Origin of the sequence: Streptomyces sp. SID9727 (assembly GCF_010550605.1) — a bacterium.
In the GTDB taxonomy this organism is placed as follows: domain Bacteria; phylum Actinomycetota; class Actinomycetes; order Streptomycetales; family Streptomycetaceae; genus Streptomyces.
The window spans coordinates 1-9,640 of record NZ_JAAGNI010000252.1 but is presented as its reverse complement, the minus strand read 5'-3'; the positions used below and the strand labels follow the sequence as shown (position 1 = coordinate 9,640).

Sequence of the window (9,640 nt, the reverse complement as noted above, 5' to 3'; positions counted from 1 at the left end):
ACCGCCCGAAGCCGCGCTCAGGGGTGCGGGTTCGCCCGTCTCCGCCCCGATCGACGGGATGCTGAACGGCACCGGACCCGACTGCGCCGGGGTCTCCTGCGGTTCCAGGTCCAGCAGCGCCACCGCCGACCGGCTGACCTCGCGGACCAGGGGGCCGGGCAGCCAGCCCGCGGCGACCGCCGCCGCCGCGCCGCCCGGCAGCAGCCTGCGGGCCAGCTCGTCCGGGGTCGGCCGCCGCTCCGGGTCCTTGGCCAGGCAGGCGGCGATGGTCTCGCGGAGCCCGCCCTCCAGCTCGCCCAGCTCCGGTTCCTCGTGGATGACCTTGTAGAGGAGGACGGCCGAGGAGTCGCCGAGGAACGGCGCGGTACCGGTCGCCGCGTACGCCAGGACCGCGCCCAGCGAGAAGATGTCGGCCGCGCCCGACATCCCGGTGCCCCGGATCTGCTCCGGCGCCATGTAGCCGGGCGAGCCGACCGAGACCCCGGTGGAGGTGAGGGAGGTGGTCGCGTCGATGGCCCGGGCGATACCGAAGTCGATCAGGCGGGGGCCGTCCAGGGCGAGCAGGACGTTGGACGGCTTCACGTCCCGGTGGATGAGGCCCCGCTCGTGCACCGCGGCCAGCGCCTCGCCGAGCCCGGCGCCCAGCACCCGGACCGCGTGCTCGGGCAGCGGGCCGTGCTCGGTGACGGCCGCGGAGAGCGGCGGTCCCGCCACGTAACCGGTGGCGATCCAGGGGACCGGGGCGTCCGGGTCGGCGTCCAGGACGGGCGCGGTCCACTCGGCACCGATCCGCCGGGCCGCCTCCACCTCGCGCCGGAACCGGGCGCGGAACTGCTCGTCAAGCGCGAAGTGGGGGTGGACGACCTTGACGGCGACGGTGCGGCCGCCGGCGCTGCGTCCGAGGTACACACGGCCCATGCCGCCGGCGCCGAGTCTGCCGAGCAGCCGGTAGGAGCCGATGCTGCGCGGTTCCCCGGCTTCCAGCGGCTGCATATCGAGAACTCCCCCTGTGAACCGGCCGGACCTCCGACCGAAGCCTAGTTCGTGTCCGTGAAGTCTCGTCCGGTCACGGGAGAAACCATCCGCCGATTTCGCCCCCAAGGGGAACGAACGACGTCGTTCACCGCGATAAAAGGCGTGAATGCACCGGTCTCCCCCGATGACCGATTGCGCAATCCGCCATTCATCGCACGTTCAACGAAATCGAAAATGCCATTCCCCGGCGGCGGGGTGTTCTCATCCGCCGAGGAGCTCCACCTTCACGTCCGCCGGGAAGCCCGCGACATCGCCGGTGCGGCGGGCGAACTCCTCGACGCCCGCCAACTGGTCCGGGCCGAAGCGGAAGTCGAGCGTCGTGAAGTAGCGCTCCAGGACCTCCGCGTCGAACGCCTCCCAGCGCGCCGCCTGCTCGGCGACCTTGGTGACCTCCTCCAGGGACAGGTCGCGGGAGGCCAGGAACGCCTCGTGCACCTGCTTGACCGCGTCCGGCTCGGCGGCCAGGTAGTCCTTGCGGGCGGCCCAGACGGCGAAGACGAACGGCAGGCCCGTCCACTCCTTCCACATCGCGCCCAGGTCGTGGACCTGGAGCCCGAGCCGGGGGGCGTCGTGCAGGTTGGCGCGGAGGGCCGCGTCGCCGATGAGGACGGCGGCGTCCGCCTCCTGCATCATCAGGCCCAGGTCCGGCGGGCAGGTGTAGTAGTCGGGGGTGACGCCGTACCGCTCGGCGAGCAGCAGCCGGGCCAGCCGTACGGACGTCCGGGAGGTCGAGCCGAGCGCGACGCGGGCCCGGTCCAAATCCTCCAGGGGCCGCTGCGAGACGATCACGCACGACATGACGGGGCCGTCGCAGCCGACCGCGATGTCGGGGAAGGCGACCAGGTCGTCGGCGTTGCGCAGGAACTCGACGAGGGTGACGGGGGCGATGTCCAGCTCGCCCCTGACCAGTTGCTCGCTGAGCTTCTCCGGGGTGTCCTTCGACAGCTCCAGGTCGAGCAGGGTTCCGGTCCGTGCCAGCCCCCAGTAAAGGGGAAGGCAGTTGAGGAACTGGATGTGGCCGACGCGCGGCCGGGGGCGACGGTCGTCGCCCGCGACGTTTGAAACGGTTGAATTGTCCACATCGCGAGGCTAGACCCGTCCCGCGCGGGCCGCCCCACCGGGGGCGGCGGCGCACACGAAGGCCCTCTCGGATGGCTCATCCGGGCGGCAATCAAACATTCGGGTGAAGTGATCTTTCCCTCTACCCCTACGGACACGCTGCGTGCTAGGCTCGGCAGCAAGTTGCAGTTTGGTTTCCCTTGCAGTACAGAGCCTGCGGAGCATGTGACCCCGCAGGCTTTTGTAGTTTTCAGACTTCATTGCAGGTTCTGGAGCAGGGCAACCCTTTGGCCCAAGGAGGGCTTATGGCTACCGGAACCGTCAAGTGGTTCAACGCTGAAAAGGGCTTCGGCTTCATCGCCCAGGACGGCGGCGGCCCGGATGTCTTCGTCCACTACTCCGCGATCAACTCGTCCGGGTTCCGCTCCCTCGAGGAGAACCAGGTCGTGAACTTCGACGTCACTCAGGGCCCGAAGGGCCCGCAGGCTGAGAACGTCACCCCGGCCTAGTTGCCCGGGTCGGCCGATCGCGGCCGGTAAGAGCAGTACCAAGGAGCCCCGCTCCTCCGCACCGGCGGAGGAGCGGGGCTCCTGCCCGTGCGTGGCCCGTCCCGGCCGTCCCTTGACCTTCACACCGTGTGAAGCCGTGCAGTGGGAGACGTCATGTTCACCATCGGAGACTTCGCCCGGTACGGGCGGGTGTCGGCCCGCATGCTGCGTCATTACGACGAGATCGGGCTGCTGCACCCGGACCGCACCGACCCCTCGACCGGCTACCGCCACTACGGCGCCGCCCAGCTCGCCCGGCTCAACCGGATCATCGCGCTCAAGGACCTCGGCTTCACGCTCCAGCAGGTGGGTGCCGTCCTGGACGACGCGGTGGGCCCGGAGGAGCTTCGGGGGATGCTGCGGCTGCGGCGTACGGAGCTGGAAGCGGCGATTGCGGCGGCGGCCGCGCGGCTGGCGCAGGTCGAGGCGAGGCTCCGGTCCATCGAGAGCGAGGGACACATGTCCACGGACGACGTCGTGATGAAGAAGGTGCCCGCGGTGCGGGTCGCGGAGCTGACGGGGGTGGCCGGCAGCTACGAGCCGCAGGACATCTCCCCGGTGATCGGCCCGCTGTACGACCGGCTCTTCCCCCTCCTCGGGGAGGCGGGCCTGGCCCCGTCCGGCCCGGGGATCGCCCGGTACGAGGACGTTCCGGACGGCGGCGGCGTCGTCGTGCACGCCGGGGTGACGGTCTCCGCGTCCGTCGGGCCGGTCGGTGACACCGGGATCGCCGTGGTCGAGCTGCCCGCGTTCGAGGCGGCGACGATCGTGCACCGGGGCTCCATGGACGCCGTGCTGCCCACCGCCCAGACCCTGGCCCGCTGGATCGACGCCAACGGCTACCGCTCGTCGGGGTACGCCCGCGAGATCAGCCTGGAGTGCCCGGAGGACCGGGACGCGTGGGTGACCGAGCTCCAGGAGCCGGTGGTCCGGGCGACGGCCTGAGACCGGGGGCGCCCGTCTCCGGACGGGCGCCCCGCTTCGTGCGCTCCTGTCCCGACCGCCCCGTTCCGAATCGTTGTCGAGGGCTTGTGCAGAGAGTCATCCGTTACTGACGGGCCGACCCTTCACAAGGCAGACTGTTGACGGCGATATCAACGGTATGGAGCAATCCGGACGGCCTATGACCGATCCGGACACAGTGGCCGTGCCGGGCTGTGCGCAGGCAGGACAGGAGGCAGCAATGGGCCGTGACGACGGGCCACGGGTACGCGTACCGCAGCAGCGGACGCCCGAGCGGGGCCCGGAGGACGAGGCCGCGCTGCACTTCTCCGTACTCGGTCCCGTACGGGTCCGGCGCGGCGGCGAGACACTGCCGTCCGGTTCGCCGCAGCAGCGCGCGCTGCTGACGGCGTTGCTGCTGCGCGGCGGGCACACGGCGACGGCCGCCGAACTCATCGACGGCATCTGGGGCGACGAGCCGCCGTCGCAGGCGCTGGCCGCCGTACGCACCTACGCCTCCCGGCTCCGCAAGGTCCTCGGCACCGACACCCTGGTCAGCGACTCCGGCGGGTACGCGATGCGCACCGGCGCCGACGCGCTGGACCTGACCGCGGCTCAGGAGCTGGCGGCCGGGGCGGAGAAGGCGCGGACGGCGGGCGACCGGAACGCGGCGCGGGCCCTGCTGAACAAGGCGCTGGGCCTGTGGGACGGCGAGGCGCTGGCCTCCGTTCCGGGGCCGTACGCGGAGTACCAGCGCACCCGCCTGGAGGAGTGGCGGCTCCAGCTCACCGAGACCCGGCTCGACCTGGACCTGGAGGCAGGCTGCCACGCGGAGGCGGTCTCCGAACTCACCGCGCTCACCGCCGCGCACCCCCTGCGGGAGCGGCTGCGCGAGCTGCTGATGGTGGCGCTGTACCGCAGCGGCCGGCAGGCGGAGGCGCTGGCCGTCTACGCCGACACCCGGCGGCTGCTCGCCGAGGAGCTGGGGGTCGATCCGCGCGCCGAACTGGCGCAGCTCCAGCAGCGCATCCTGCGCGCCGACGAGGAACTGGCCCGCCCGGCGGACGACCCCGCCCCGGCCCCCGCGCCGGTCCGCCCGGCCCAGCTGCCCGCGACCGTCCCGGACTTCACGGGGCGGGACGCGTTCGTACGCGAGCTGGGCGACCGGCTCGCCACGGCGGAGGGGTCCGTGATGGCCGTCTCCGCGCTGGCCGGCATCGGGGGCGTCGGCAAGACGACGCTCGCCGTCCACGTCGCCCACCAGGCCCGCCGGCACTTCCCGGACGGGCAGCTGTACGTCGACCTCCAGGGCGCGGGGGCCCGGGCCGCCGAGCCGGAGACGGTGCTCGGCGCGTTCCTGCGGGCGCTCGGCACCACCGACTCGGCCCTGCCGGAGTCGCTGGCCGAGCGGGCCGCGCTGTACCGCTCCACGCTCGACGGCCGCCGGGTCCTGGTGCTCCTGGACAACGCCCACGACGCGGCCCAGATCCGCCCGTTGCTCCCCGGCACGGAGGGCTGCGCGGCGCTGGTGACGAGCCGGGTGCGGATGGTCGACCTGGCGGGGGCGCACCTGGTCGACCTGGACGTGATGTCGCCGGAGGAGGCGCTCCAGCTCTTCACCCGGATCGCCGGCGAGGAGCGGATCAACGCGGAGCGGGAAGCCGCGCTCGACGTGGTCGCCGCGTGCGGCTTCCTTCCCCTCGCGATCCGGATCGCCGCCTCCCGGCTGGCCTCCCGCCGCACCTGGACCGTCTCGGTCCTCGCCGCCAAGCTGGCCGACGAGCGCCGCCGCCTGGACGAGCTCCAGGCGGGCGACCTCGCGGTGAAGGCGACGTTCGAACTCGGCTACGGCCAGCTGGAACCGGCCCAGGCCCGCGCTTTCCGCCTCCTCGGCCTCGCGGACGGCCCGGACATCTCCCTCGCCGCCGCGGCCGCCCTCCTCGACCTGGATCCGCACACCGCGGAGGACCTCCTGGAGGCCCTGGTCGACACGTCCCTGGTCGAGTCGGCCGCCCCGGGCCGCTACCGCTACCACGACCTGGTCCGCCTGTACGCGCGTTCGTGCGCGGAGCGGGACGAGCAGGAGCCCGGGGAGCGGGAGGAGGCGTTGTCGCGGCTGCTGGACTTCTACCTGGCGACGGCCGCGGGGGTGTACGCGCTGGAGCGGCCGGGGGACCGGCTGGTGGACCATCTGGAACGCCCGGAGCACGCGGGGCTGGTGTTCGAGGACAGGAACCCGGCGCTCGACTGGCTCTACGCCGAAGCCGGCCCGCTGCTCTCCTGCGTACGGCAGTCGTCCGCACCCGGCACCTTGCCCCGGGCCGTCGATCTCCTCTGGTCCGCACTCGACCTGGGCGAGTCCGGGGCGAACTCCAAGCAGTACGAGACGACGGCACTCGCCGTGCTGGACGCCGCTCGTGAAGCCGGCGACCGACGCACCGAGGTGCGGGCCCTGGTGACTCTGGCCGACGTGCATCACACGACGGGCCGCTTCGACCAGGCCAAGGACGAGGCCGAGCAGGTCATGGGACTCGTCGAGACCACCGCGGACCCGCTGCCCGGCTGCTGGGCGCCGAACGCGCTCGGCATCATGGCGCTCTACCAGAGCCGCCACGACGACGGCGAGAAGTACCTCAGCCTGGCCATCGACCGGTTCCGCCGGATCGGGGACCTGCCGGGTGAGGCCAGTGCCCTGTGCAACCTCTCACGCATCCATCTCGCCACCGGGCGGACCGCGAGCGCGGTGTCGCTGGCCCAGCAGAGCACCGACATCTACAACAGCCTGGGGCACGCCCTGCGCAGCGCGAACGGGCGGTACGCCCTGGGTATGGCCCTGACCCAGAGCGGCCGGTTCGACACTGCCGCGGAAACCCTTCTCGAGGCCCTCGGGATCTTCCGGGACAGCCGCCAGCGCCTGTGGGAGGGAATGACACTGTTCCGGCTCTCCGAGGTGGACCTCGCGGCGGGCAGTTCCGCGGACGCCGCGACCAAGGCCGAACAAGCGCTCACGGCTCTGCGGGGCATCGGCGGGGAGTGGCGGCGGGGCAACGTCCTCACGGTCCTCGGCCGTGCGCTGAACAGCATCGGCCAGTTCGGACGCGCGCAGGTGTGCTGGCGCGAGGCGCTGGCCATATACGACCATCTCGGCTCGCACGAGGCCGACGAGGTGCGCGAACTGCTGGACTCCACCGCGTCGTCGGCGACCGCGTAGGGCTCACGTCGGCGTTCATCATTCGTTTATCGCGGCCAGGCACTCTCGTGCAAGTCAATCCGCCGCGTCGGGGGGCAGACGGGTTGGCGCCAAGGGCCATGACACTAGGGTGAACGGCCCTGGGAGGCTCGTCCGGCAGTCCACGGGGGAACAGCCGGACGGGCCTCGCCGACCCATCACATCCGAGCCAAGGGAAACAGACGATCATGGCTGACGCGAAGAAGGACCTGGAGATCAAGCCGGAGGACATGCACGCCACCGGTGAGGACGCGGTCCAGATAACGACCCAGGACATGCACGCCACCGGCGGGACGATCAAGCCGCTGGACATGCACGCCACTTCGGAGCCCAAGAACTGACGACTTCTCTCGACGGGGGAACGGCCGCGGCGGCGCGGAGGGGAGGCCGCCGCGGCCGTTGCATGTCCGCGCCCGGTCGGCCGTGCTCGCGCTCAGGACAGGACCGCGGCCGTGACCTGGCACTTCTTCACGCGGGACACCAGGCGCGGGCTGTCCATCCGGACGGACACGGTCTCCGTGTCGCCGTAGTCGGCCTCCACGGTGGCCTCGCCCGTGTCGACCACGCCGCCCCTCGCGTCCAGGAAGGTCACGTCGACCTCGTAGGTGTGGGTGCCCGAGGCGACCGGGGTCAGGCGGACGGTGGACGCGGTGACCGCCTTGCGCTTGCCCTTCGCGGGCTGGGCGCACCGGAAGACGTACACCCGCGGCGCGTCCGAGGCGGTGGCGGTGGGGGTCGGGTCGGTGTACGTGGAGCCCGAGGAGCCGCTCGACGAGCCGTAGTCGTCGTCGTAGTCGTTGTCGGAGTCCGTGTCGTGGTAGGTGCCGTTGCTCTTCTTGGAGCTGGAGCACCCGCCGCCGCTGCTGTGGCCGCTGGACCGGCTCTTCCCGCTCTTGCTCTTCCCGCCGTGGCTGCCGCTGGAGAAGCCGGTGAGCGCGAGTACCACCGCGACCAGGACCACCGTCAGTCTGACATGCTGCCGTCTCATCGAACCCGCCCCCGCGTGTGTGCTGTTGTGCGCCGCCGGCCCGGGTGGCCGGGCGCCACGGAACCGTAACGCACAGCATGGCGCGGATGACCGGCGGGCCGGTCATGGCCCTGTCACGGTCTCGTCCCCGTCTGGTGGCGGCCGCCACACGGGCGGCGTAGCGTCGGAGCCGAGAGCGCTCTGGAGGTACGGAGATGATCCGCAACGTCCTCGGTGCGGTCCTCGCTCTCGCCGGAGCGGCGGCCGCCGTGCTGAGCCCCTTCCGTGACTGGTACGACGGCCGCCTCGGGCGCCGTCGCCGTCGTGCCCCGGAGTCCGCCGCGCCGGACTCCGCCCCCGACACCTGGCCCCCGACGTGGGAGCCCGGGCCCTCGGTCCAGACGAGCCCCTGGCCGGAGCCGGAGGGGGACGACCCCTACCTGGGTCCCGACCCGGCACGCCCGCCCGGCGAACACCCCGGCCCGTCCGGCGGCTGAGGTTCACGCCCGGGCGCGGGCCCCCGTACCGGTCCCCTTCAGCGCGTCCAGCGCGTACACGCAGCGGTCCTTGCTGCACGCGTACACCACGCCGCCCCGGGCCACGGGCGAGCCCGTGATCTCGCCGCCCGTGGCGAGCTTCCAGCGCAGCTGGCCGCCCGCCGCGTCGAGGGTGTACAGGACGTGGTCCGCGGAGCCGAAGTGGACGCGGCCGTCCGCGACGACCGGGGCGCCGACCACCTCGCCGCCCGCCGCGAACCGCCACTTCGGGGTGCCGGTGACCGCGTCGAGGGTGTACAGCGCGCTGCCGCTGCCCACATGGACGTTGCCCGCGACCACGAGCACCGGCTCCGCCGACTGGCGGGCCTCCGTGGCGATGCGCCAGCGGTCCTTGCCGGTCGCGGCGTCCAGGGCGTACACCGTGCCGAGGTAGTCCGCGAGGTAGACCCCGCCGCCGGTGACGGCCGGGCCGGGGGCGAAGGCGGGCGGGGACAGGAAGACCGCGGGGCACTCGAAGTGCCAGCGGACGTGCCCGGCCGCGATGTCCACGGCGAGCACCCGGGTCCCGGCGGCGACGTACACGTACCCGTCCGGCGCGGGCGTCACCCGGACCGGTACGCCGCCGCAGGAGGCCGCGTCGCCGATGGGGTACGACCAGCGCTCGGCGCCGGTCCGGGCGTCGAGGGCCTTCAGGCGGGCGTCCTGCCAGACGTACACCGTGCCGTCGTGGATGACCGGCCCGCCCTCCGGCGTCTCGAAGTCCGTCTGCGCGCCGCTCAGGTCCCACAGCTTCTCGCCGGTCGCCGCCTCCCACGCCTGGACGCCGCCGCCCCGGGTGGCCGTGACGACCGTGCCCCGGTCGGCCTTCAGCGCGTACACCCAGGCGTCGGTGCCCACCCGCCACCGCTCGGCGCCGCTGGCGGCGTCCAGGGCGTAGAGGGAGGGACCGTCCGAGGCGTGGATGCGGCCGCCCTCGACGGCCATCGCCCAGGCGACGTCCCGGGTCTTGAACTGGCGCCGCCCGTTGCCGGTGTCCAGCGCGTGGACCTCAAAAGACGTGACGTACAGCAGGTCGCCGACCACGACCGGCGTGCCCCACACGTCGTTGGACATGCGGAACCGCCAGGGCCGCCACCGGGCGGGCCCGGACTGCGCGGCGTCGGGGGCCTGCGCCGGAGGGGGTACGGGGACGGGCGGGAGTGTGCCGTTGGTCCCGGCGGGCGGGCGGACCCAGCCGGTCGCCGGGCCCGCGTCGGCACCGGAGGCCGAGGCGCGGACGTCCTGGACGCGGGGCCCGGGCCCGATCTCCACCTGGACCCCGGTCAGCCGTACCGGCCCCCCGGCGTCCGGCACCGGCGCGGGC

Annotated in this window: 9 protein-coding genes; 5 read left to right on the top strand and 4 right to left on the bottom strand. The window is 72.9% G+C overall.

What is annotated here, in order from left to right; genetic code table 11:
• Both G3I41_RS16440 and G3I41_RS16435 read right to left on the bottom strand, forming a co-directional pair.
• A partial coding sequence (locus G3I41_RS16440; protein WP_164400969.1) for a serine/threonine-protein kinase occupies positions 1 to 993 on the bottom strand: 993 nt, incomplete at its 3' end.
• A gap of 243 nt (positions 994 to 1,236) precedes the next feature.
• Positions 1,237 to 2,115 carry a menaquinone biosynthesis protein gene (locus G3I41_RS16435; protein ID WP_164400968.1) on the bottom strand — a complete coding sequence of 293 codons (879 nt, stop codon included), beginning with the start codon at positions 2,113 to 2,115 and terminating at the stop codon, positions 1,237 to 1,239.
• A 284-nt stretch (positions 2,116 to 2,399) separates the two neighbouring features.
• On the opposite strand from G3I41_RS16435, the gene G3I41_RS16430 reads away from it, so the two are divergent.
• From G3I41_RS16430 to G3I41_RS36415, 4 genes are all read left to right on the top strand, one after another.
• Positions 2,400 to 2,603: a cold-shock protein gene (locus G3I41_RS16430; RefSeq protein WP_132902898.1), complete on the top strand. Its 204-nt coding sequence runs from the start codon at positions 2,400 to 2,402 to the stop codon at positions 2,601 to 2,603.
• Between the two features lie 153 nt (positions 2,604 to 2,756).
• Positions 2,757 to 3,587 (top strand): MerR family transcriptional regulator, encoded by an 831-nt coding sequence (locus G3I41_RS16425; protein ID WP_164400967.1) that lies wholly within the window; start codon positions 2,757 to 2,759, stop codon positions 3,585 to 3,587.
• A gap of 238 nt (positions 3,588 to 3,825) precedes the next feature.
• The gene (locus tag G3I41_RS16420; RefSeq protein ID WP_164400966.1) at positions 3,826 to 6,795 is read left to right on the top strand and encodes a BTAD domain-containing putative transcriptional regulator; all 2,970 of its coding nucleotides are present in this window, start codon (positions 3,826 to 3,828) and stop codon (positions 6,793 to 6,795) included.
• 206 nt (positions 6,796 to 7,001) lie between these two features.
• Positions 7,002 to 7,154, top strand: coding sequence for a hypothetical protein (locus G3I41_RS36415; RefSeq protein ID WP_203601183.1), 153 nt, complete (start codon positions 7,002 to 7,004; stop codon positions 7,152 to 7,154).
• A 92-nt stretch (positions 7,155 to 7,246) separates the two neighbouring features.
• Here the strand turns inward: G3I41_RS36415 and G3I41_RS16415 are convergent, their stop codons facing one another.
• On the bottom strand, positions 7,247 to 7,801 hold the full coding sequence (locus G3I41_RS16415; protein ID WP_164400965.1) for a hypothetical protein: 555 nt from the start codon (positions 7,799 to 7,801) through the stop codon (positions 7,247 to 7,249).
• Positions 7,802 to 7,995: 194 nt separating this feature from the next.
• Between G3I41_RS16415 and G3I41_RS16410 the strand changes: the two genes are divergently transcribed.
• A complete protein-coding gene (locus tag G3I41_RS16410) occupies positions 7,996 to 8,277 on the top strand; it encodes a hypothetical protein (RefSeq protein WP_164400964.1) in 282 nt (93 codons plus the stop codon).
• A gap of 3 nt (positions 8,278 to 8,280) precedes the next feature.
• On the opposite strand, the gene G3I41_RS16405 is transcribed toward G3I41_RS16410, so the two are convergent.
• Positions 8,281 to 9,640, bottom strand: a 1,360-nt coding sequence (locus G3I41_RS16405) for a PQQ-binding-like beta-propeller repeat protein (RefSeq protein ID WP_164400963.1), incomplete at its 5' end; no start/stop codon positions are given.

Excerpts from the sequence above, each read along its gene's own strand:
- G3I41_RS16430 (WP_132902898.1), top strand. The coding sequence starts at position 2,400 with ATGGCTACCGGAACCGTCAAGTGGTTCAACGCTGAAAAGGGCTTCGGC.
- G3I41_RS16425 (WP_164400967.1), top strand. The coding sequence starts at position 2,757 with ATGTTCACCATCGGAGACTTCGCCCGGTACGGGCGGGTGTCGGCCCGC.
- G3I41_RS16420 (WP_164400966.1), top strand. The coding sequence starts at position 3,826 with ATGGGCCGTGACGACGGGCCACGGGTACGCGTACCGCAGCAGCGGACG.
- G3I41_RS36415 (WP_203601183.1), top strand. The coding sequence starts at position 7,002 with ATGGCTGACGCGAAGAAGGACCTGGAGATCAAGCCGGAGGACATGCAC.
- G3I41_RS16415 (WP_164400965.1), bottom strand. The coding sequence starts at position 7,801 with ATGAGACGGCAGCATGTCAGACTGACGGTGGTCCTGGTCGCGGTGGTA.
- G3I41_RS16410 (WP_164400964.1), top strand. The coding sequence starts at position 7,996 with ATGATCCGCAACGTCCTCGGTGCGGTCCTCGCTCTCGCCGGAGCGGCG.